General features: G+C 64.9%; 24 protein-coding genes and 3 tRNA genes. 10 read left to right on the top strand and 17 right to left on the bottom strand.

Annotated features, from left to right (window positions below):
- Positions 1-11 precede the first annotated feature (11 nt).
- Positions 12-347: a YnfA family protein gene (locus FOF45_RS11710; RefSeq protein WP_158987469.1), complete on the top strand. Its 336-nt coding sequence runs from the start codon at positions 12-14 to the stop codon at positions 345-347.
- Between the two features lie 45 nt (positions 348-392).
- On the opposite strand, the gene FOF45_RS11705 is transcribed toward FOF45_RS11710, so the two are convergent.
- Positions 393-2,726 (bottom strand): arylsulfatase, encoded by a 2,334-nt coding sequence (locus FOF45_RS11705; protein WP_158985060.1) that lies wholly within the window; start codon positions 2,724-2,726, stop codon positions 393-395.
- A 338-nt stretch (positions 2,727-3,064) separates the two neighbouring features.
- Here FOF45_RS11705 and FOF45_RS11700 point away from each other — a divergent pair, with 338 nt between their 5' ends.
- From FOF45_RS11700 to FOF45_RS11685, 5 genes are all read left to right on the top strand, one after another.
- The gene (locus FOF45_RS11700; RefSeq protein ID WP_158985058.1) at positions 3,065-3,733 is read left to right on the top strand and encodes a class I SAM-dependent methyltransferase; all 669 of its coding nucleotides are present in this window, start codon (positions 3,065-3,067) and stop codon (positions 3,731-3,733) included.
- Positions 3,730-4,053, top strand: coding sequence for a YkgJ family cysteine cluster protein (locus FOF45_RS11695; RefSeq protein ID WP_158985056.1), 324 nt, complete (start codon positions 3,730-3,732; stop codon positions 4,051-4,053). The genes FOF45_RS11700 and FOF45_RS11695 overlap by 4 nt, the downstream gene beginning before the upstream one ends.
- Before the next feature lie 11 nt (positions 4,054-4,064).
- Positions 4,065-4,349, top strand: a complete 285-nt coding sequence (locus FOF45_RS11690) for a hypothetical protein (protein WP_158985054.1) — start codon at positions 4,065-4,067, stop codon at positions 4,347-4,349.
- Positions 4,350-4,361: 12 nt separating this feature from the next.
- A complete protein-coding gene (locus FOF45_RS18165) occupies positions 4,362-4,511 on the top strand; it encodes a hypothetical protein (RefSeq protein WP_199244474.1) in 150 nt (49 codons plus the stop codon).
- 89 nt (positions 4,512-4,600) lie between these two features.
- Positions 4,601-4,870, top strand: a complete 270-nt coding sequence (locus tag FOF45_RS11685) for a hypothetical protein (RefSeq protein ID WP_158985052.1) — start codon at positions 4,601-4,603, stop codon at positions 4,868-4,870.
- Between the two features lie 70 nt (positions 4,871-4,940).
- Here FOF45_RS11685 and FOF45_RS11680 read toward each other — a convergent pair whose 3' ends face one another.
- Positions 4,941-5,387: a fasciclin domain-containing protein gene (locus FOF45_RS11680; RefSeq protein ID WP_158985050.1), complete on the bottom strand. Its 447-nt coding sequence runs from the start codon at positions 5,385-5,387 to the stop codon at positions 4,941-4,943.
- Positions 5,388-5,756: 369 nt separating this feature from the next.
- Between FOF45_RS11680 and FOF45_RS11675 the strand changes: the two genes are divergently transcribed.
- Both FOF45_RS11675 and FOF45_RS11670 read left to right on the top strand, forming a co-directional pair.
- Entirely contained in the window at positions 5,757-5,942 is a 186-nt protein-coding gene (locus FOF45_RS11675) for a hypothetical protein (RefSeq protein WP_158985048.1), read from the top strand.
- 282 nt (positions 5,943-6,224) lie between these two features.
- The gene (locus tag FOF45_RS11670; protein WP_158985046.1) at positions 6,225-6,554 is read left to right on the top strand and encodes a hypothetical protein; all 330 of its coding nucleotides are present in this window, start codon (positions 6,225-6,227) and stop codon (positions 6,552-6,554) included.
- A 311-nt stretch (positions 6,555-6,865) separates the two neighbouring features.
- On the opposite strand, the gene FOF45_RS11665 is transcribed toward FOF45_RS11670, so the two are convergent.
- From FOF45_RS11665 to uvrB, 14 genes are all read right to left on the bottom strand, one after another.
- Positions 6,866-6,942: transfer RNA gene (locus FOF45_RS11665), tRNA-Pro, on the bottom strand.
- Between the two features lie 84 nt (positions 6,943-7,026).
- Positions 7,027-7,383 (bottom strand): MerR family transcriptional regulator, encoded by a 357-nt coding sequence (locus FOF45_RS11660; RefSeq protein ID WP_115842430.1) that lies wholly within the window; start codon positions 7,381-7,383, stop codon positions 7,027-7,029.
- A complete protein-coding gene (gene ihfA / locus FOF45_RS11655; RefSeq protein ID WP_158985044.1) occupies positions 7,376-7,678 on the bottom strand; it encodes an integration host factor subunit alpha in 303 nt (100 codons plus the stop codon). Before ihfA ends, FOF45_RS11660 begins: the two co-directional genes overlap by 8 nt.
- Positions 7,679-7,693: 15 nt before the next feature.
- On the bottom strand, positions 7,694-10,093 hold the full coding sequence (gene pheT, locus FOF45_RS11650) for a phenylalanine--tRNA ligase subunit beta (protein ID WP_158985042.1): 2,400 nt from the start codon (positions 10,091-10,093) through the stop codon (positions 7,694-7,696).
- 25 nt (positions 10,094-10,118) lie between these two features.
- Positions 10,119-11,114, bottom strand: a complete 996-nt coding sequence (pheS, locus tag FOF45_RS11645; protein WP_158985040.1) for a phenylalanine--tRNA ligase subunit alpha — start codon at positions 11,112-11,114, stop codon at positions 10,119-10,121.
- A 187-nt stretch (positions 11,115-11,301) separates the two neighbouring features.
- Positions 11,302-11,661 carry a 50S ribosomal protein L20 gene (gene rplT, locus FOF45_RS11640; protein WP_158985038.1) on the bottom strand — a complete coding sequence of 120 codons (360 nt, stop codon included), beginning with the start codon at positions 11,659-11,661 and terminating at the stop codon, positions 11,302-11,304.
- A 13-nt stretch (positions 11,662-11,674) separates the two neighbouring features.
- Positions 11,675-11,872 carry a 50S ribosomal protein L35 gene (gene rpmI, locus FOF45_RS11635; RefSeq protein WP_027083463.1) on the bottom strand — a complete coding sequence of 66 codons (198 nt, stop codon included), beginning with the start codon at positions 11,870-11,872 and terminating at the stop codon, positions 11,675-11,677.
- A gap of 293 nt (positions 11,873-12,165) precedes the next feature.
- Entirely contained in the window at positions 12,166-12,687 is a 522-nt protein-coding gene (gene infC / locus FOF45_RS11630; RefSeq protein ID WP_158987467.1) for a translation initiation factor IF-3, read from the bottom strand.
- Positions 12,688-12,753: 66 nt separating this feature from the next.
- Positions 12,754-14,655 (bottom strand): threonine--tRNA ligase, encoded by a 1,902-nt coding sequence (gene thrS / locus FOF45_RS11625; RefSeq protein ID WP_158985036.1) that lies wholly within the window; start codon positions 14,653-14,655, stop codon positions 12,754-12,756.
- A gap of 300 nt (positions 14,656-14,955) precedes the next feature.
- Positions 14,956-15,531, bottom strand: coding sequence for an SCO family protein (locus FOF45_RS11620; protein WP_233264136.1), 576 nt, complete (start codon positions 15,529-15,531; stop codon positions 14,956-14,958).
- Between the two features lie 14 nt (positions 15,532-15,545).
- Positions 15,546-16,322: a formylglycine-generating enzyme family protein gene (locus FOF45_RS11615; protein WP_158985032.1), complete on the bottom strand. Its 777-nt coding sequence runs from the start codon at positions 16,320-16,322 to the stop codon at positions 15,546-15,548.
- Between the two features lie 3 nt (positions 16,323-16,325).
- Positions 16,326-17,840, bottom strand: coding sequence for a copper-containing nitrite reductase (nirK, locus tag FOF45_RS11610; RefSeq protein WP_158985030.1), 1,515 nt, complete (start codon positions 17,838-17,840; stop codon positions 16,326-16,328).
- A 229-nt stretch (positions 17,841-18,069) separates the two neighbouring features.
- Positions 18,070-18,144, bottom strand: a tRNA-Val gene (locus FOF45_RS11605).
- Between the two features lie 113 nt (positions 18,145-18,257).
- Entirely contained in the window at positions 18,258-20,291 is a 2,034-nt protein-coding gene (gene uvrB / locus FOF45_RS11600; protein WP_158985028.1) for an excinuclease ABC subunit UvrB, read from the bottom strand.
- A 154-nt stretch (positions 20,292-20,445) separates the two neighbouring features.
- Here uvrB and FOF45_RS11595 point away from each other — a divergent pair, with 154 nt between their 5' ends.
- Together FOF45_RS11595 and FOF45_RS11590 are read left to right on the top strand one after the other, a co-directional pair.
- Positions 20,446-20,982, top strand: a complete 537-nt coding sequence (locus tag FOF45_RS11595; protein WP_158987465.1) for a GspH/FimT family protein — start codon at positions 20,446-20,448, stop codon at positions 20,980-20,982.
- 52 nt (positions 20,983-21,034) lie between these two features.
- Positions 21,035-21,111, top strand: a tRNA-Asn gene (locus FOF45_RS11590).
- 108 nt (positions 21,112-21,219) lie between these two features.
- Here the strand turns inward: FOF45_RS11590 and FOF45_RS11585 are convergent.
- Positions 21,220-21,879 (bottom strand): alpha/beta hydrolase, encoded by a 660-nt coding sequence (locus tag FOF45_RS11585; RefSeq protein WP_233264135.1) that lies wholly within the window; start codon positions 21,877-21,879, stop codon positions 21,220-21,222.
- Between the last annotated feature and the right edge of the window lie 184 nt (positions 21,880-22,063).

Here is a 22,063-nt window from a genome sequence, read left to right as displayed (position 1 = left end):
GGGGCAAAGTGATCAAGACCGGGGGCGTCTACGTTGCCGCGGCCATCGCCGAAATCGCCGGATGCTTCGGCTTCTGGGCTTGGCTCCGGCTCGGGAAATCGGCGTGGCTTTTGCCCGCGTCGATGCTTTCGTTGGCCGCCTTCGCGTGGCTGCTTACACTGGTTGAAAGCAGCGCGGCCGGGCGCGCCTATGCCGCATATGGTGGCGTCTATATCGCCGCCTCCCTCGTTTGGCTTTGGCAGGTTGAAGGCGTCAAGCCGGATCGTTGGGATCTGATAGGCAGCGCTCTTTGCCTGGTGGGCGCCGCGATCATTCTGTTTGCTCCGCGTGCACCGGCGGGTGTCTAGCCAGGACTGACCGGTCGGTGGATCAAGGTGGACTGACTTGGCGCGCTAGTAGTTGATGCCCGCGTGGAACCTGGCCTGCATCACGCGCTCCTCGTCCTCGCTGAGGCCGGGGTCGCCCAGCACTATGTCCACCTGGCCGATGACGCCTTCGAACGCGAACGGCGGCTTGTAGTCCTTGCACACGGGTGAGCCGGTGTCGCAGCCGACACCGAAAGTGTCGATGCCGAAGCGGCCGGCGACGGTGCGTTCGATGCGCTGTTTGCCGACTTCCTTGCCATCGACGATCAGCACCGCCTCGCCGCCCTTGCCCGCACCACCGCCGTCGTAGCGGAACTCGAACGAGACCGTCGAACGACCTTCTGGCAGCGCGACGCTGGATTCCACCGAGGTGCGTTCCATCTCGAAGAAGTTGTAGTGGTAGTGCGGCTTGCCGTTCTTCACGTACAGCACGAATCCCGCCGACTGGCCGCCTTCCGCGAGCAGCACGCCGTCGCCCTTCTTCTCGATGGTGACGTCGATGCGGTGCGATCGGTTCTTCGTGTTGGGTGCGGCCGTTTCGGCCAGGCGCACGGCGCCCGGGTAATACGTGAAGCGCCGGCGATTCGGGTCGGCGCCGCCCGGCGGCGGCTTGGGCTCGGTCAGGCGGCCCGATCCACGGTCGTCCAGCGGCAGCACGTGGTACTTGCGGCAAGCGTCATCGAACAACTTCTTCAGCGTTTCCAGCTTGTCGGGGTGTTTGTCGGCCAGGTCGTCGTTCTCGCTGAAGTCCTCGTCGAGGTGATAGAGCTCCCAGCGGTCCTTGTCCCAGTTGCCCGGTGCGAAATCCTGCCGCCACGGGAACGTGTGCTGCGCGCACGCGATCCAGCCCTGATCGTAGATGGCGCGATTGCTGAAGACTTCGAAGTACTGCTGATCGCGCACGGGGCGCGCATCGGCCGAGGCGAATGTCGACGCGATCGAGACGCCGTCCATCGCCTTCTGTTCGATGCCGTTGACTGTTGAGGGCGCGGGAATGCCCGCGACGTCCAGCACCGTTGGAAGTATGTCGATGAGATGTGCGAACTGGCTGCGGACTGCACCGACATCGTTGATCTTCGCCGGCCATGACACAACCATCGGATTGCGTGAGCCGCCGAGGTGGCTGGCCACCTGTTTCACCCACTGGAACGGCGCGTTGCCCGCCCATGCCCAGCCCAGGGGATAGTGCGGTTCGGTGTCCGCGCTTCCGATCTCGTCGATCACCCTGAGGTTGTCCTCCAGGTTCGACGGCAAGCCGTTGAGGTTCATCACTTCGTTCACGGTGCCGGTGAATCCGCCTTCGGAACTCGCGCCGTTGTCGCCCACGATGTAGAAAACCAGCGTGTTGTCGGCATCGGGCAACTCGCCGATGGCGTCGAGCAGGCGGCCGCATTCGTGATCGGCGAACGACAGGAAGCCTGCGAAGTTCTCCATGAAGCGTGCGTACAGCCGCTTCTCGTCGGCGCTCAGCGAATCCCAGGGCTTCACCCACTCCGGGCGCGGTGTGTTCTGCGTGCCCGGCGGGATCACGCCGAGTTTCAACTGGCGCTGATAGGTCTCCTCGCGCACCGCATCCCAGCCCTGGTCGAACTGGCCGGTGTATTTCTCGCGCCAGTCTTTTGGCGCGTGATGCGGCGCATGCGCGGCGCCGGGCGCGAAGTACAACAGCACCGGTTTGTCGGGATTGACCGACTTGCTGTAACGCAACCAACCGATCGCGCGATCGGTCATGTCGGTCATGAAGTGGTAGCCGTCTTCGGGCGACGTTTCCGGTTCCACCGGGCGCGTGTTCTCGAACAGCACCGGGTAGTACTGGTGCGTCTCGCCACCGATGAATCCGTAGAAGTAGTCGAAGCCAAGACCGGTCGGCCAGCGATCGAAGGGACCGACGACACTGGATTCCCAGTCCGGCGTGTTGTGGTTCTTGCCGAACCACGAGGTGTTGTAGCCGTTGTCCTTGAGGAGGCGGCCGATGGTCGCCGTGCTCTGCGGGATCATGCAGTTGTACGACGGGAATCCCGTGGCCCATTCGGCGAGGAAGCCGGAGCCGCAATTGTGATGGTTGCGGCCAGTGATCAGCGCAGCGCGCGATGGACCGCAGATCGCAGTGGTATGGAAGCGGTTGTAGCGCAGGCCCGCGGCGGCGAGCTTGTCCAACGCGGGCGTCACGACGGGTCCACCGAACGTGGAGACCTGCCCGAAGCCGACATCGTCGAGCAGGATGATCACGACGTTGGGCGCGCCCTTGGGCGCCGTCGGCAATGCGGGCCACTCCGGTGTGGACTCCTGATAGGTCGGTCCGATCTTGCCGCCGAACGGCGGGTCGGGCATGGGCAGTTGCGACCGATCGACCTTGGCCATGACGGGCCTCCACACGGCGGGAAGCGGCAGTTTTCGTTTCCACGCGTCTAGGCGGCGTGAGATAGCTGACCGGCAATCGGCTGCATCACCCACCACATCCAGCCATGCGCACAGGTAGAGGTGCGAGGTCGCACCAGTCCGATCGCAGCGGTCTCCACAGCCGTCACCGCACCGCAGTCACGTGGGGTCTCCCCAAGTGGTGTAGCATGACCTGCAAGGCACTAGCTCAAACGCAGTGCCTACCCGCGCGTTCCGCACGGCCGTCCGCGTCCGCCCGCCTCGCTTCCTTTCACGCGTGACCCTCTCCGCCCTGCGGAGAGACGCCTCAGGGAGCGCCGGTGCCCGGCTATTTCACTCGCAATCAGCTCGTGCCCATTGGTGGGCACACGTATCGACTCCGGGTTCTGAGCGACAAGACTCAGGTCGCCGATCCCGATGGACACGGTGCCCGTCTGGGCATGTCCGCAGCCCAATGGAGCCTTTTCGGGCAGGTCTGGCCGGCGGGACGATTACTCGCGCAGGCCATGCACCGCTTCGACATCGCGGGCAAGCGCATCCTCGAACTTGGATGCGGCATCGGCTTGGCGAGCCTGGTGCTGCAACGTCGCGGTGCGGACGTTGTCGCGTCGGACGTGCATCCGCTGGCCGAAGGGTTCCTCGCGTACAACGCGGCACTGAATGCCCTGCCCACCGTGCAATACCGCCAGCTGCGGTGGGATGTGCCGCTGCCGTCCCTTGGTCACTTCGATGTGATCATCGCCGGCGATGTGTTCTACGAGCGCGACGACGCGCTGCTCCTGATCGAAGTGATCGCGCGGCATGCATGCCCGGACGGCGAAGTACTGGTCACCGATCCAGGCGGCGAGCACAGCTCGCGCCTGAATCGATTGATGGCGCGACAGGGCTTCGAGACGCTCGAAGAGCGCTGCCCGATGGACGACCGCGACACGCCTCCCTACCGCGGCCGCTTGTTGCACTACACCCGTGCCCCGGGCGTACACGCATGAAACCGGGCAGCCGCTACTTGAAAGGAGCGGCGAAGTGCACGGAGTGCGATGCGGTCTGTTGTCGGTTGACGGTCGTGTTGCAGCCGGAAGACCGGGTTCCTTCTCACCTGACGACGCGCACGCCGGAAAACCTGCTCGTCATGGCACACGACGAGGACGGCTGGTGCGTGGCGATGGACGGCGCCCGCATGAACTGCGGCATCTACGAAACCCGTCCTGCCGTATGCCGGCGATTCGTCATGAACGGTCCCTACTGCCGGGCCATCCGCATCGACTACGCGGATGAATGCGCGCGCGCCATCGAACTCACCCTGGTGTAACGAGGAGCCTTATGTCCACCCTTCGCCAACGCGGTTACGGTCCGCTGTATACCTCGGGCTTCCAGCCATCGCACGACAAGGGCATCGCGCGTGAGCGATTGGCCGCAGACATGGATTCGTTCGACAAGGCCGGCGGCCAGATCGAGGTCCTCGGCACCACGCCGTTGCGACGCAAACCCGCGAAACCCGATGGCGCAAGCAAGACGACCGCACCAACTGTCGTCATCGCGAAACTCCCCGAGGCCAGCGACACTGCGGAATCCGCCACTTCTTCCCTCCTCCCTCCAACCCCATAGAGGTATCCCCACTTGGCAAAGCCCAACTACGCATTCGAGAAGCGTCAGCGCGAGATCGCAAAGAAGAAGGAAAAGGACGCCAAACAATCCAAGAAGCGGACGGTACGTGATGAAGCTCGCCCGAGCACCGCGACGCGACCGGGCCCGGCGGACGGATCGTGACGATCGCCTCGAGCAGCGCCACCCATGCCGGGTGACGCTGCCGAACCCCATGAACCCAGCGCGCTAGCGACACACGCACAGGAACTCCGATGAAGCCCATGATCGCCCTCTTCAAGTTCACCATCAGCAACGATCAGAGCATTGGCCCGGAAAGCCTTCAGCAGATCTGGGCCAAGGCGTGCCGCACGTCGGACATCGGCGTAGGACGCAAGGCCGGTCTGCGCAGCGGAGACAAGCCGACCTATTCGCTGTACGGGCGGCAGAATCTCGAGAACCTCGCCGAGATCGAGCAACGCCTGCGCGCATCGTTCGATGAAATGCACCTGCGCGTCTCCATGATCAGCCTGGAGCGCTTCTAGGTTCCAGCGAATCCTGGAAAAGGAAAACGGCGGGGCAAGCCCGCCGTCCCACCGGTTCAATCCGACGAAATTACTGCTTGGTCGGAATGTTGACCTTGTCGATGCCGTGGATGACACCGTTGCTGGAGCTGATGTCGGCCGACGTGACCTGTGCACCGTCGATGCTGACCTTGTCGTTGGCCAACGTGATCGGAGCGGATTGGCCATTCACCGTCCTGGCGGCTTCCCACTTGCCGATATCGGCCACGGTCTTGCGGCCGCTGACCACGTGGTAGTTCAGCAGCGAGACGAGCTCTTGCTTGTTCTCGGGCTTGAACAGGTTCTCCAGCTTCCCGGCAGGAAGCTTTTCGAACGCCGCATCGGTTGGCGCAAAGACGGTGAACGGACCGACGCCGCGCAGGGTGTCGCTCATGCCTGCACGTTCGATGGCCTTGCCGAAGGTCTTGAACGACCCGTCAGCGGCAGCCGTGTCGACGAGGTTCTTGGTGTTGGTGCTGGTATTGGTCATGGTGCTCATGAAGATGATTGCCTTTTATGCGATCCGAAGTGCACGGAATCGAGGATGGCCGAAGCCAGGCTCCTGCCGACGGCAGGGGCGATAGGACTCAGTGCGGGTGAGGAGTGGGACGTACTGCGCGGCTGAGTGGCCGTTACGACATTGCGTCGTAGTGCCAGCGGAGACTGCGCTATCGCCCGTTACTTATTCGTGATCTGACGAGTGTGGATCGTGATTGCGTTCATGTGGCGACCTACGTCGCCTTCCGGGCAGCGGCGTATAGCGCATCCATCGATTGATGCGGAAATCCGGGGCAAATGCGCTAAAGGGTGCTAGATTGAAATTCGCACCGCGAACGCGGGTGCTTTGAGTCTGACTGGACAGACTTTCATGGAAACCATGAGCGAAGTCCTACGCCGCACCGCGCTGATCGAGGCGGAGAGTCACCGGAAGATGCTCGATCTGTGCTGGGCGTTTCGTGCTCAGCTGGAACACATCCAACCCCGTCTTTCTCCCGCCGACTACAGCTACGCTGAAGCACTCAAGACGTTCCTGCTCAGGGCCCGCGGCGTTTAGCGCCCGCACCTGGACAAGCGGACACTACGCTGGACGAAGAACCGTAACATCGAAGTAACGCCGCGCAGCGCACAGTCCAGATGGAGCAAGCACTACTCTCCTGACCGGATCATTCAGTGCGAGAGCGCGTTGTGGCGCCACAAGGCCATTGCAGATGGCCCAGCCTTACGGTTCGAGTCGAACGGAGCCATTGGCGAAGCTTCAAAGCTTCGCCAATGTCGTTTCTGGAAGTCGCGCGCGTAGTCCACAGCATATGAGGGTTCCGCCCTCGATTGGGATCTGATGAACCAGCTCACCGCAGTCGCAGGCATATTGTTCGCAGCCGCGATCGTGGTGGAAACGGTGGTGTGGCTTGCTTTCCTGCATAGGCTAAAGGCACGGCATCCGCAGCTATGGCTGCATGCCGAGCAGCCCCTCATCTGGCAGGACAGGACCGTACTGAGCGCGCGCAGCACGATGCTCTATCTGCACCACCGTGAGTATGTGGACAGCCTGGACAGAGATGGCATCCGCTATTGCGATCGCTATCGGACCGTCATGCTGGCTGCGTACTGGTTCACCGCAATAACAGGCTTCGCTGCACTCATGACGCTGGCGCGTTACGGGTGGTGAGTAGATGGCCTTCGCCATATTGCGTCGAAGCCTGCTGTGCGTTGTATGGCTGGTCGTACATGCCATCGCGACGCCCCGGGTCGTCGCGACACCCTCAAGCCAAAGCGGCTCACGCTTCCAAGGCGATTAGCTCGGGTGCACTTAGCCTGCGACGAGGCTTGGGGGTGTGAACGCGGTTCACGCATGACTCGCTCGATCGGAGCAAACACATCCGATGTAGCAGTGCGGCGTAGCGGGACTTGTAGCTGCCGAGAGAGGGTCGTTTCTCGCCCTCATGGCTTCCAAACCGATCGATCGGTTACATCGCAAGATGGTCGGGACGGCCGGATTCGAACCGACGACCCTCTGCCCCCCAGGCAGATGCGCTACCAGGCTGCGCTACGCCCCGACGTGTTGCGTGTGCCGCCCTTGCGAGCGGGCGGCAAGTATAACGGTTGAAGCGTCGCCGCGGCCAGCGCGACGGGTGTGCGGATCAGCGCCGCAGCAGCTGCAGGACTTCTTCCAGCTCCATCCGCACCTGGCGGATGATCTGCGAACTCAGCGCGGATTCGTCCTTCGCCGTCTCGCCTTCCAGGCGCAGGCGCGCGCCGCCGATGGTGTAGCCCTGTTCGTACAGCAGGCCGCGGATCTGGCGGACCATCAGCACTTCGTGGCGCTGGTAGTAGCGGCGATTGCCGCGGCGCTTGACCGGGTTGAGCATCGGAAACTCCGTCTCCCAGTAGCGAAGCACGTGCGGCTTGACGTCGCACAGCTCGCTGACTTCACCGATGGTGAAGTAGCGCTTCGCCGGGATGGGCGGGAGTTCGCGATTGCTGCCGGGATCAAGCATGCTCCGCTCCGGAATAGGCTTCGACGCGTTCCTTCAGCTTCTGGCCGGGGCGGAACGTCACCACGGTACGGGCGGAGATCGGAATCTCCTCGCCCGTCTTCGGGTTGCGGCCCGGGCGCTGGTTCTTGCGGCGCAGGTCGAAGTTGCCGAAGCCGGACAGCTTCACCTGGCGTCCGTGCTCGAGCGCCTCACGCAGCGCGTCGAAGAAGGAATCCACGAACTCCTTCGCCTCGCGCTTGTTCAGCCCGACCTCGTCGAACAGGCGTTCGGCCATCTCAGCCTTGGTCAATGCCATCTGTATCCCTCAACCTCAGCCGCGGATCGCCGCGCCGTATTCCTGCTGCAACGCCGTGGTGACCGAAGCCACCGTGGAATCGACGTCACGGTCAGTCAGGGTGCGCGATTCATCCTGCAGAATCAAGCCCATAGCAAGACTTTTGAAACCCGGTTCCACGCCCTTGCCCTGGTAGCGGTCGAACAGTACGAGATCGCGCAGGGACGGGCCTGCGGCATGCTTCACGGACTGCGCAAGCGCCCCCCATTCGACGTCCTCCGGGACGACGAACGCGAGGTCCCGGCGGACGGACGGGAACTTGGACAGCGCCCCGGCCTTGGGCACGGCGCGGCTGAACAGGGGTTCCAGGTCGAGTTCGAACGCGATCACGTCGACGTCCAGCTCCAGCGCACGCTGCAGGCGCGGATGCAGCTGACCGATCCAGCCCAGCTTCACGCCGTCGCGGTACACGTCGGCCGACCGGCCGGGGTGCGCCCAGGCGGGCTGCGAGGTGCGGAACTCGAGCGTCGCACCGGCGAGCGCGGCGAGGCTTTCGAGATCGCCCTTGAGGTCGTGGAAACCGACCGCGCGCGATGCGCCCGCCCACTGCTCGGCCTGCGCATCGCCACAGGCGACAGCGGCGATGCGCTGGGTTTCGCGCGGGGCGCCATCGCCGACGCCCGGCGTCGCGCTCGCGAACACGTTGCCCAGCTCGAACAGGCGCACGCGCGACTGCTGGCGCACGGCGTTGCGCGCGAGCGCGGCGACCAGGCCCGGCAGCAGGCCGGTGCGCATCACCCCGAGTTCGGCACTGAGCGGATTGGCCAGCGGCACGGCGTCGACGGTAAGGCCCCACTTCGCCAGCAGGTCGGCCTCGACGAAGGCGTAGTTGATCGCTTCCAGGTAATCGCGCGAAGCGAGATGGCGACGCGCGGTGGCCTCGTCGATCCGCGTTTCGCTCGGCGACACCAGACGCGCGGCGCCAGCGGGCAGCGTGGTCGGGATCGCGTTGTAGCCGTGGATGCGTGCGATTTCCTCGATCAGGTCTTCTTCGATCGCCAGATCGAAGCGGCGGCTCGGCGGTACCACGCGCCAGCCGTCGGCGAGGGTTTCGACCGACAGACCCAGCGCGCGCAGGATGCGTTCGACTTCCGTGTCGGCGACCTGCAGGCCGAGCACGCGCGCCAGGCGCGCGCGACGCAGCACGATCGGCTGCGCCGGCTGCAGGTGTTCGGTGTGCACCGCTTCGATCATCGGCCCCGGCACGCCGCCGGCGATGTCGACGATCAGCCTCGATGCGTACTCCACCGCGATGCGCGGCAGTTCCGGATCGACGCCGCGCTCGAAACGATGGCCGGCATCGGTGTGCAGACCGAGCTTGCGGCTGCGGCCGATGATCGCCGACGGCACCCAATGCGCGGCTTCGAGGAAGACGTTGCGCGTGACATCGGTGACCCGCGTGTCAAACCCGCCCATGATGCCGCCCAGCGCGACCGCACGCGCGGCCTTGCCGCCGCGACTGTCGGAGACGACGAGGAATTCCGGATCGAGCGCGACGGTGCGGCCGTCGAGCAGCTTGATCTCCTCACCCTCGCGCGCGGGACGCACGACGACGGCGCCTTCCAGCGCGTCCTTGTCGAAGGCGTGCATCGGCTGGCCGAGTTCGAGCATCACGTACTGGGTGACGTCGACGAGGAAGCTGATCGGGCGCACGCCGCTGCGACGCAGGCGTTCGGCCATCCACACGGGCGTGGAGACGTTGGCGTCCACGCCGTCGATCACGCGACCAACGAAGCGCGGCACGCGCGGACCTGCGTCGAGTTCGACCGCGAGCACGGCGTCGCTCTGCGCCGTCACTGGCGTCGCGTCGAACGAGCCGACTTCACTGCCGAGCGCAGCGGCGACGTCGTAGGCGATGCCGCGCACGCTGAAGCAGTCGGCGCGATTGGGCGTGAGCTTGATCTCGATGGACGCGTCCGGCAGGCCGAGGTACTGCGCCAGCGGCGTACCAACCGCAGCATCGGCCGGCAGTTCGAGCAGGCCGGATGCATCCGGGTCCACGCCGAGTTCCTTGGCCGAGCACAACATGCCCGCCGATTCCACGCCGCGCAGCTTCGCGGCCTTGATCGCGATGCCGCCGGGCAGGTTCGCGCCGACTGTCGCAAGCGGCGCCTTCAGGCCGGCGCGCGCGTTCGGCGCGCCGCACACGATCTGCACGATGCCGTTGCCGGTATCGACCTGGCAGACCTGCAGGCGGTCGGCTTCGGGGTGTTTTTCCGCGCTGACGATCTGCGCGACGACGACGCCGTCGAGCGAGTCGCCCAGCGGCGTGACGTCCTCGACCTCCAGGCCGATCGCGGTCAGCGTCGCGGCGAGTTCATCGCGCGAGGCGCGGGTCGGTACGTGGTGGCGGAGCCAGTTTTCGGAGAATTTCATTCGGTTCTATCCGCAACGCGACAGGTCAGGCGAACTGCTTGAGGAAGCGCACGTCGTTGTCGAAGAAGCTGCGCAGGTCGTCCACGCCGTAACGCAGCATCGCGAAGCGTTCGACGCCCAGGCCGAACGCATAGCCGGTGTACTTCTCCGGATCGATGCCGACGTTGCGCAGCACGTTGGGATGGACCATGCCGCAGCCGAGCACTTCCAGCCAGCGCGTGGAACCGTCCGGCTGCTGCCAGGCGATGTCCACTTCGGCCGAGGGCTCGGTGAAGGGGAAGTAGCTCGGGCGGAAGCGCATCTCGAAATCGCGCTCGAAGAACGCGCGCACGAATTCCGCGAGCGTGCCCTTGAGGTCGGCGAAGCTGGCGTGCTCGTCGACCAGCAGGCCTTCGCACTGGTGGAACATCGGCGTGTGCGTCTGGTCGCTGTCGCTGCGGTACACCTTGCCCAGCGCGATCATGCGCAGCGGCGGCTGGTGGTCCTGCATGTAGCGCACCTGCACGCCGGAGGTGTGCGTGCGCAGCAGGCGGCCGTCGCCGAAGTAGAACGTGTCGTGCATCGCGCGCGCCGGGTGGTGCGGCGGGAAGTTCAGCGCTTCGAAGTTGTGCCAGTCGTCCTCGATCTCCGGACCGTTGCTCAGTTCGAAACCGAGACGCCCGAAGATGTCGGCGATGCGCTCCATCGTACGGCTGACCGGATGCAGGCCGCCACGGCCGGCGTCGATGCCCGGCAGCGTGACGTCGATGCTCTCCGAGGCCAGGCGCGACTGCAGCACGGCTTCGTCGAGCACGGTGCGGCGCTGCGCGAGCGCGGCGGTGAGTTCGTCGCGCGCCTTGTTGATCGCTTCGCCCGCGACCTTGCGCTGCTCGGCGGGCAGCGTGCCGAGCTGCTTCAGCTGGGCGGTGACGCTGCCGCTCTTGCCCAGCAGCGAAACACGCAGCGCCTCGATCGCGTCGGGCGATTCCGCCGCGGCGATCTCGACCAGCGCCTGCTGCGTCAGTGATTCGATTCCACTCATTCGCTCACGAACCTCCGCTCCGCACGGCGTCCGTTCCCCCTGGAACCTGTCCCCGGAACGATCCGCCTGGAAAAACCAAGTCTCAAAACGAAACATGGGGAAGGACTTGCGCCCTTCCCCATGCGTTATTGCGTTGTGCCTGGATCGCGACCATGTCCCGCAGGACCGGCACGACCTGGCGAGCAACTTACGCCGCGAGCGCGCTCTTCGCCTTCTCAGCCAGCGCCGCAAAACCCTGCGCGTCGTGCACGGCGATGTCCGCCAGCACCTTACGGTCGAGGGTGATGCCGGCCTTCATCAGGCCGTTGATGAAACGGCTGTAGCTCAGACCGTTGATGCGGGCAGCCGCATTGATGCGGGTGATCCACAGCGAACGGAAATGACGCTTCTTCTGCTTGCGACCGATGTAGGCGTACTGCAGGGCCTTCGTGACCGCCTGCTTGGCGACGCGGAAGACCTTGCGACGGGCGTGATAGTAGCCCTTGGCCTGCTTCAGGATTTTCTTGTGACGGCGACGCGCCGTAACACCACGCTTAACTCGTGCCATTGTTCAGCCCTCCTCAGAGATACGGCAGCATGCGGTCCAGACGGCCCGCGTCCTCGGCACGAACATGGTTCGTCTGCCGCAGGTTGCGCTTCCGCTTGGTCGCCTTCTTGGTGAGGATGTGGCTCTTGTTGGCGTGGCCGCACTTGTACTTGCCGGAAGCGGTCTTCCGGAAGCGCTTGGCCGCCGCCCGATTGGTCTTGATCTTGGGCATTGCGATGTCCTTTCGGAGGTTTGGTCACTGGCCTGGGCGGTGGCTGAGCCACTCTTTCCGTCCTGCCCTGCCGGCTTGTAAGTCGTTGATCCGAATGGAATCCACGACAGGTCCGTAATGTTGCAAACAACAAACCCGGCGAACCGGGTCGCACATTATGCGGGACCGTCGCCTGGCTTGCAAATCTTTTCTTTGAAAATCAGGGGGTTCCCCACCCCTGGACGGCGAAAGGCGCCCTGCGGCGCCTTTCCCGGGTCCGGCCCCCCCCCCCCCCGCGCGCGGGGGCGGACGGCTCACTTCTTCTTCGGCGCGATCATCATGACCATCTGGCGACCTTCCAGGCGCGGGCGGGACTCGATGACGATGTCCTCGCCGAGGTCGGCCTCGATCCGCGCCGCCATCTCGCGGCCCAGCTCCTGGTGGCTCATCTCGCGGCCACGGAAGCGGATGTTGACCTTGACCTTGTCGCCCTCTTCCAGGAAACGGCGCATGTTGCGCAGCTTGATCTGGTAGTCGCCCTCGTCGGTCACGGGACGGAACTTGAGCTCCTTGATCTCGACCTGCTTGGTCTTCTTCTTCGCCTCGTTGGCCTTCTTCTGCTGCTCGAAGCGGAACTTGCCGAAGTCCATGATCTTGCAGACCGGCGGATCGGCGTTGGGCTGGATCTCGACCAGATCCAGACCCTCGTCCTCGGCCATGCGCAGGGCTTCGTCGCGCGTGAGCACGCCGATCATTTCACCGTCGCTGCCGATCACACGCACGCGGGGTACGCGGATTTCCTGGTTCTTCCGATTGGGCTTTTCGGGGGTACTGATGTTGCAATCTCCGTTATGGAACGTGCCGGCCGCAGGGGCAGCCGGAGTCTGATCAGTCTGCAGGCGTTACTGTACGCCCTCACTGCGCAAACGCGAGGCGAAATCGGCGACGGACATCGTCCCCAGATCCTCTCCTCCGCGGGTACGGACGGCGACCATGCCGTTTTCCTTTTCGCGGTCGCCGACCACCAGCAGGTAGGGCACGCGCTGCAGCGTGTGCTCGCGAATCTTATAGCCGATCTTTTCGTTGCGCAAATCGGAATGGACCCGGAAGCCTTGATTTGCAAGGGATTTCCGGACTTCGTCCACGTAATCGGCCTGGGCGTCGGTGATGTTCATGGCCACCGCCTGGATCGGCGCCAGCCAAGCCGGGAACTGGCCGGCGTGGTGCTCGATCAGGATGCCGATGAAGCGCTCCATCGAGCCGACGATGGCCCGGTGCAGCATCACCGGATGACGGCGCTGGCTGTGCTCGTCGACATACTCGGCGCCGAGGCGGCCCGGCATCATGAAGTCGACCTGCATCGTGCCCAGCTGCCAGGTGCGGCCGATGGCGTCCTGCAGGTGGTACTCGATCTTCGGGCCATAGAACGCGCCCTCGCCCGGCAACTCCTGCCACTCCACGCCCGCGGCGCGCAGGGCCGAACGCAGCGCGTCCTCGGCCTTGTCCCAGGTGGCGTCGTCGCCCAGGCGCGAATCCGGACGCAGGGCGATCTTGATCTGGATGTCGCTGAAGCCGAAGTCGCCGTAGACCTTCAGTGCCTGCTCGTGGAAAGCGCGGACCTCGGACTCGATCTGGTCCTCGGTGCAGAAGATGTGGCCGTCGTCCTGGGTGAAGCCGCGCACGCGCAGGATGCCGTGCAGCGCGCCGGAGGGCTCGTTGCGGTGGCAGGCGCCGAACTCGCCGTAGCGGATCGGCAGGTCGCGGTAGCTGTGCAGGCCCTGGTTGAACACCTGCACGTGGCCCGGGCAGTTCATGGGCTTCAGCGCGTAGGTCCGTTTCTCGGACTCGGTGAAGAACATGTTGTCCTTGTAGTTGTCCCAGTGGCCGGACTTCTGCCACAGCGACACGTCGAGGATCTGCGGGCAACGCACTTCGCCGTAGCCCGTTTCGCGATAGACCCGACGCATGTACTGCTCGACGACCTGCCAGATCGACCAGCCCTTCGGATGCCAGAAGATCAGGCCCGGACCTTCTTCCTGCAGGTGGAACAGGTCCTGCGCCTTGGCGATCTTGCGATGGTCGCGCTTCTCAGCTTCCTCGAGCTGCGTCAGGTAGGCCTTGAGGTCCTTGTCGTTGAGCCACGCCGTGCCGTAGATACGGCTGAGCATCTGGTTGTTGGAATCGCCGCGCCAATATGCGCCGGCGACCTTCATCAGCTTGAACGCGCGCAGCTTGTCCGTGGACGGCACGTGCGGACCGCGGCACAGGTCGGTGAACTCGCCCTGGCTGTAGAGCGAGAGCTCCTCACCGGACGGGATCGATTCGATGATCTCGGCCTTGTACGCCTCACCCAGGCCACGGAAGTAAGCCACCGCGTCGTCGCGCGACTTCACGCTGCGCGCGACCGGCAGCGCATCCTTCACGATCTTCTGCATCTCGGCCTCGATCGCCGGCAGGTCTTCCGGCGTGAACGGGCGCTCGTAGGCGAAGTCGTAATAGAAGCCGTTGTCGATGACCGGGCCGATGGTGACCTGCGCACCCGGATACAGGCGCTGCACGGCCTGCGCCAGCAGGTGCGCGGTGGAATGGCGAAGCACCTCGAGTGCATCGGGATGCTTGTCGGTGACGATTTCGAGCGACGCGTCGTGGTCGATGCGGAAGCCCGTGTCGACGAGCTTGCCATCGACCTTGCCGGCGAGCGCGGCCTTGGCCAGGCCGGCGCCGATGGAGGCGGCCACGTCGGCCACGGAAACGGGTTGTTCGAATTCGCGGCGGCTGCCGTCGGGGAGCGTGATTGCGATCATGGGATGCGGGCGCGCAGTGCGCGGCTGGCGAAGTGGATGCGGGCGGACGCGGGGTCCGGAAACGAAAACGGCGCCGCGGCGCCGTCTGATGAGGGGCGTCGTCGGCGATCAGCGATGGGACGTGGTAGTGCTCATGTCGCACGCTCGGCTGGCGGTTTCCCGCGGGCCACCTCGAGTATCCGCCACCGGCGGTCGCCGGGGCTCAGGGTGAAGTCTTGGGGCTGGGCGCGGCCAAGTCAACGCTTTTGAGGCGATCCCGCAAGGCTGGACGACATTGTGGACGTGAAGGACCTTGCTCGTTCAGGGGCCGGCGGCCTTGCGCACGGCGGACAGGAATTCCGGATCGGGACGCGTGCCGATCTGTTCCGTGCGCGCGAGGACGCGCCCCTCCGGATCGAGGAGGATCAACGCGCTCGTGTGGTTGAACTCGCCGTCGGCGAGCGGCCTGAAGCGGATGCCGAGGAGTCCCGCGACTTCACGCACCGAACCGGCAGGCGGCGATGCGAGCGTCCAGTGCGACGTGTCCAGCTTGCGCTTGGCGACGACGGACGCGAGTGCGGTCGGCGTATCGCGCGCCGGATCCATGCTCACCAGCAGGATACCGAGGCGATTGCGTTGCGAAGGTGTCAGCTGCGATTCGATCGCCTTGCCTGAGTCCACGATCAGCGGACACACGTACTGGCATGACGTATAGAACATCGAAACCAGCTGCGGCTTGCCGCGCCGCGTGCGCCAGTCGCTGACCCGTCCCGCCTGGTCCGTCAGCGGCAACGTCAGCTGGTATACCGAATCGGCAGGCAACGTCGTGTTCGACGACGATGCGGCGAAGGCGTCTGCGCTCGCCAGTGCGGCTAATAGCGCGAACGCGGATGCCATTGTCGAAAGTCGTTTCATCTTGCATCCCTCGCACAGCGGAACCCGAGATTGGCCGTAGCGTCGGCACCATCGAGCGAGGACAGCATCGCCACGCGCATCAGCACCGCGTAGTTTTCGACGTCGCGCATCGACAGCGCGCCGGCGCCGCAGAATTTCAGCTTGTCCGGATCGCCCTGGTTGCGGTTGTCATCCGACACCAGCAGCGCGGAGTAATCCTCCGTCCATTCCCACACCAGACCGTGCAGGTCCTGCACGCCCCATGCATTGGGAGCCTGCAGTCCCGCGCGCGGCAGCGCCTTGTTCGACGGCCGCGAATACCAGGCGAGTATGCGTTCGCGCCACGCCGGATCCTTGCGCGCGTCGCGCCGTGTTTCGTCGGCGGCGGAAGCGTATTCCCACTCCGTCCAGGTCGGCAGGCGCGCGTTCTGCGCCTTGCAGTACGCACTGGCCGCGAACCAGCTCACCCAGGTCACCGGTTGGCCGGGCAGCGCATTCGGCCCCAGTGTCGTCGGCCCCTGCCAGTGCTGCAGGTAGCGCGCTTCGGCGAACACGCGCGGGACGCCGTCGCGCTGCCACTGCGGATGCTTGCGCACGAAGTCCAGGTATTCGCCGTTCGTTACCGGACGGCGCATGAGGTCGTAGGGCGCCACGCGCGTCCCGTTCTTGACGTCTTCGTACTTGAGCACCGACTGGAACGATCCGCCGGACAGGTGCGCGTAGTCGACGTCCGCCGCCGCGAGCAGTCCGCCGGCACAAAGCAGCAAGACCGCCAGGGCGACGCTTCGACGCATGGCTCAGTGCCCGGCGGAGGCGGTGCTCGACTGCGCCTTCCGGATGTCCGCCGCCTCGGCCTTGGTCACGCGCCCGCCGGGATTGCCCCAGCTGTTGAGCACGTAGGTGGAAATGTTGGCGACTTCGTCGTCGGTGAGCTGGCTCATCGGCGGCATGTTGGAGTTGTAGTCCTTGCCGTTGACCTTCACCGGTCCGACCAGGCCGTGCACGATGATTTCGGCCACGCGCTTGGGATTGGCGGCGATGAAGTCCGACTTCGCCAACGGCGGGAAGACGCCTTCCAGTCCCTGCCCTTCAGGCTGGTGGCAAGTGGAGCACGTGCCCGCGAACAGCTCCTTGCCCGCTGCGACCTGCTGCTCGAGCGACAGATCGCCCGTCTGGGCCGATGCCGCCGCGTCCTCCACGGCGCGCAGGCTCGGCTGCGCACGGTTGCCGATGTACATCGCATCGACTTCCTTGCCGGAGTAGATGGCCTTGTTCTCCGGTCCGTCGGCCTTGAGGATCGCCATCGCGCCCTTGTTGAAGGCGCGGAAGATCGAGTGATCGACCAGGACGTAGCTTCCCGGGACTTCGAGCCGGAAATCCATGATCGCGGCGCCGCCCGCGGGAATCAGCGTCGTCTGCACGTTCTCCTGGAATCGGCTTCCGCCTTCGAACCAGACCTTGTCGAAGATCTCGCCGATCACGTGGAAGCTCGACACCAGATTGGGACCGCCGTTACCGACGTACAGCCGCACGGTCTCGCCCACCTTCGCCGGCAATGCCTTCTCGCCGGTCAATGCACCTTCCGTTCCGTTGAACAGGACGTAGGTGGGATGCTCGTCGATGGCCTTCTCCATGTCGAAAGGTTGATGGCCTTTCTCACGGTACTTCCCGGTCGTGTAGAAATCGCCCTGCATCACGTAGTACTCCTTGTCGACCGGCGGGAGACCTTCCGGAGGTTCGACGAGGATCAGGCCGTACATGCCGTTGGCGACGTGCATTCCCACCGGCGCGGTCGCGCAGTGGTAGACGTACAGACCGGCATTGAGCGCCTTGAAGGTGAAGCGCGATACATGGCCTGGCGCGGTGAAGCTCGACGCGGCGCCGCCACCCGGACCGGTGACGCCGTGCAGGTCGATGTTGTGAGGCATCTTGCTGTCGGGCATGTTGCGCAGGTGGAAGACGACGGTGTCGCCCTGGCGCACGCGGATGAAGCTTCCCGGCACGGTGCCGCCGAAGGTCCAGAAGGTGTAAGTGACGCCTTCGGAAATCGGCATGTCCTTCTCGACCACGTCGAGCTGCACGATGACGCGCGCAGGCGCCTTGCGTCCCGTGGCCGGCGGAACCATCGGCGGGCTCGTCAGCACCGCATTGACGTCGGCCCCCTGGGGTGGACCGAGATCCCCCTTGGCGGAACCTCCGGTGTCGTCCGGCTTGGCTGCAGCGGACGGGTCGTCGTTCTTCTTCTCGCCGCAGCCGCCAGACAGCAGCGCTAACGTCGCAGCAAGGGCCACGGATCGGAGGAGGGAGTTCATGTAGTGCCCCTGTGTCGCCGGAAGGGACTGACTGCGGAACGCAGCGGATACTCAGCCCGCCCGGGTTATGTGGGTGTGAACCGGCATCCCGGCCACAATGCCCGCAGCCGGTTTCAGCCAGACAGGCAACCTCGGGGGCGCAGCGGCTTCGCCCGGGACTTGTCCGGCACTCCGCGCAAATGAAAACGGCGCAGACCCGAAGGCCGCGCCGTCATCAACCACTTAAAAGTGGTGGGCGGTACAGGGTTCGAACCTGTGACCCCTACCATGTCAAGGTAGTGCTCTACCGCTGAGCTAACCGCCCCCTGCTCTTGAACAGGCCTCGTCGCAAACCGCTCGACGAGGGGCGCGCAGTGTAGCCCGTCGGCACGCCGGCGGCAACACTTCCCGCCGGCCGAAACCAGCGCGAGGCGCGATTCACGCGGCGAAGCCCGCATCCTTGAGCTGTCGCAGCTGGTCGCGCACCGCCGCGGCCTCCTCGAATTCGAGGTTGCGGGCGTGCTCGTACATCTGTTGTTCCAGCGCCTTGATCCGCGCCGCGAACTGGGACGGGCTGAGCTTGGCGTACTCGGACAGGCTCTCCGCCACCTTCTTCGCCTTGCCACGCCCCTTGGCGGTATCGCCGGGCTCGGCGCGCGCGCCTTCCATGATGTCCACGATCGGCTTGGCCACCGAGCGCGGGATGATGCCGTGCTCGGTGTTGTGTTCGACCTGCCGCTGCCGGCGGCGGTCGGTTTCGTCGATCGCGTGCTGCATCGATTTCGTGATCCGGTCCGCGTACAGGATCGCCTTGCCTCGGACGTTGCGCGCGGCGCGGCCGATGGTCTGGATCAGCGAGCCGCTGGAACGCAGGAAACCTTCCTTGTCCGCGTCGAGGATCGCCACCAGCGACACTTCCGGCATGTCCAGGCCTTCGCGCAGCAGGTTGATGCCGACCAGCACGTCGAACTTGCCCAGGCGCAGGTCGCGGATGATCTCCACACGCTCCACCGTTTCGATGTCCGAGTGCAGGTAACGCACGCGTACGCCGTGTTCACCGAGGTATTCGGTCAGGTTCTCGGACATGCGCTTGGTCAGCGTGGTGATCAGCACGCGGTCGCCCATCGCGACACGCTCGCGGATCTCGCCGAGCACGTCGTCGACCTGCGTCGCGACCGGGCGGATCTCCACTTCCGGATCGATCAGGCCGGTCGGACGCACCACCAGTTCGACGATCTGATCCTCGGACTTGCGCAGCTCGTAGGGGCCGGGCGTGGCGGAAACGAAGATCGCGCGCGGCGAACGGCCTTCCCATTCCTCGAAACGCAGCGGACGGTTGTCCAGCGCGGACGGCATGCGGAAGCCGAACTCCACCAGCGTTTCCTTGCGCGAACGATCGCCCTTGTACATCGCGCCGATCTGCGGGACGGTCACGTGCGATTCGTCGACCACCAGCAACGCGTCCGGCGGCAGATAGTCGAACAGGCACGGCGGCGGCTCGCCGGGCATATGGCCGGTGAGATGGCGGCTGTAGTTCTCGATGCCGTTGCAGTAGCCGACCTCGGCGAGCATTTCCAGGTCGAACTGGGTGCGCTGTGCGAGGCGCTGCGCTTCGACCAGCTTGTTCTGCGCGTACAGCTGCTCGAGCCGTTCGCGCAGTTCTTCCTTGATGGTTTCGATCGCGTCCAGCACCGTGCGGCGCGTGGTGACGTAATGCGAACCCGGATAGATCGTATAGCGCTGCACCTGGCGCAGGCTCTCGCCGGTGAGCGGGTCGAACAGCGTCAACTTCTCGATCTCGCCATCGAACAGTTCGATGCGCAGCGCTTCCGCGTCGCTTTCCGCCGGATGCACGTCCACCACTTCGCCGCGCACGCGGTAGGTCGCGCGGCGCAGCTCGGTGTCGTTGCGCGTGTACTGCATTTCGGTGAGGCGGCGGATCAGTTCGCGCTGGTCGATGCGCTCGCCGCGCACCATGTGCAGGACCATGCGGAAGTATTCGTTCGGATCGCCCAGGCCGTAGATCGCCGAGACTGTGCACACGATCAGCGCGTCGCGACGCTCCAGCAGCGCCTTGGTCGCCGACAGGCGCATCTGCTCGATGTGCTCGTTCACCGAGCTGTCCTTCTCGATGTAGGTATCGGAGGACGGGACGTACGCTTCGGGCTGGTAGTAGTCGTAGTAGCTGACGAAGTACTCGACGGCGTTGTTCGGGAAGAATGCCTTGAACTCGCCGTAAAGCTGCGCGGCCAGGGTCTTGTTCGGCGCCATCACGATGGTCGGCTTCTGCACCTGCTGCACGACGTTGGCGACGGTGAACGTCTTGCCCGATCCGGTCACGCCGAGCACGGTCTGCGCCGCCAGCCCGTTCTCGAAGCCGTCCACCAGGCGCGCGATCGCCGCCGGCTGGTCGCCCGCGGGCGAGTACGGCGCGACGAGCTGGAATCCTGCGGGGTGACGGCTGTCGTTCATCGGCAAGCTCCCGAGTGGGAATAAACCTTCAGTGTAGTTGCCCACAGGGATGGGGGCGCGGCCGGCGTTTCCCTACCCCCACCCTGCCCGCGGACCGATGGGCCGTTTGCCTTCGCTGTCGAAGACTCACCGCACCTTCCCTGGACGCGGATCGATGCGACGGAACGCACTCGGCTTCACCCTCGTCGAGCTGGCGGTCGTCCTCGCCGTCGTCGCCGTGCTCGCCCTCGTGGCCGTGCCCGCGTTCAGCCGGCTGCTGGCGTCGGCGCGCACCGCGACGGCCTTCCACGGCCTCACCACCGCGATGGCGATGGCGCGCATCCATGCGATCAGCCACCACATCCCGACCACCGTCTGCCCCAGCGTAGACGGCGAAAACTGCCGCCGCGACCTGGTCTGGGAGAGCGGCTGGATCGTCTTCCTGGATCGCAAAAGCAAGGGCGTACCGGCGACGGGGGACGACATCCTCCAGCGGATCTCGCCCTCGCTCGGCGGCCTCGCGGTGCGCAGCACCGTGGGCCGGCACTATGTCCGCTTCCGCCCGGACGGATTCAGCTACGGGACGAACTTCACCCTGCGAATCTGCACCCGCACTCCGCTACAGAAGGTCGGGGACGTCGTGGTCAACAACGCCGGCCGCGTCCGCTCGCAACGCCCCGCGAAGCCGCTTGCCTGCCCGTACACGCCCTGAAGCACACCCTGCGCTTGACCCTGCCGACGGAGGCATTACAATGCCGGTCCCCGCCCGAATAGCTCAGCCGGTTAGAGCACTTGACTGTTAATCAGGGGGTCGTTGGTTCGAGTCCAACTTCGGGCGCCAAAATTCGAAAGGGCTGCGAGAAATCGCAGCCCTTTTCTTTTGTACGCGTGAAATTCGAAGAAGCGTGCGCGAATCACTTCGATCGGCCAGAACGGTCGCTCGCCGACTCTAGATGGTTGGCCCACCGCCATGCACCCAGTCCAGCACCGGGTCGAGCCATGCGGGAAGCGGCAGGTAGAACGCGCCGTGCATCTTGCCGGTGGAGAGCGCGGTTTCCTTGAATGATGCGGGCCGCTCCGCTTGCTCCGCGATCGGCCGGCAGCTTCCTCCCAGCGTGTCGCTGGTTTCGAAGATCGACAGCACCTGCCCCGTGAACCGCAGCGACGATGGCGCGGACTCACGCGGGCAGGTGGCAAGCAGGACGAAGCGGACGGCGGGCCGTCTCAGGAAGCTCGATACACGTGCTGCGATCGCACCGCCCTTCGAGAAGCCGACGACCACAATTTTTTCAGGCGGCACACCGCGTTCGATCAGCGTTTCGATCTGCGAGACGACGACGCCGGCATATCGATTCACATCCGTGGCGTGCGGCCGTTGCGCCGAGATGACGACCGCGCCGCGCGACGACAGCGCGTCGAGGATGGCGGGATAGTCGTACAACCCGTAACGCACATCGGTCGGCCGCGGCCCGGCGTTCTCGATGATCCGTCCGTGCAGGTAAATGAGATGGATCCTGGCTGCGTCAGGCGACTCGGGCACTTCGGTGACGATGGTGCCGGCGCGTGCCGGGCAGATGATGACGAGCAGCAGCAGGAGCCAGGCTTTCATCGGTGCTTCCGGAGTGTGGTGAACAAGCGTCGTTGGATTGACTGCCTTAACCGAACAGTCCCGCCCTGAACCACATGCGCGGCAGCTTTACCAGGACGAGGCACCCAGAATCCTGTCATCCCAATGTGCTCGATGCGCTTCGGGCCAAATGGGTCCATCCGACACCGCCCTCTACGAGTATCCG

It is taken from the genome of Lysobacter panacisoli, from assembly GCF_009765165.1.
In the GTDB taxonomy this organism is placed as follows: Bacteria; Pseudomonadota; Gammaproteobacteria; order Xanthomonadales; family Xanthomonadaceae; genus Lysobacter_J; species Lysobacter_J panacisoli.
Note: the sequence above shows the minus strand (reverse complement) of the source record. Positions and strands in the feature narration are given on the sequence as shown.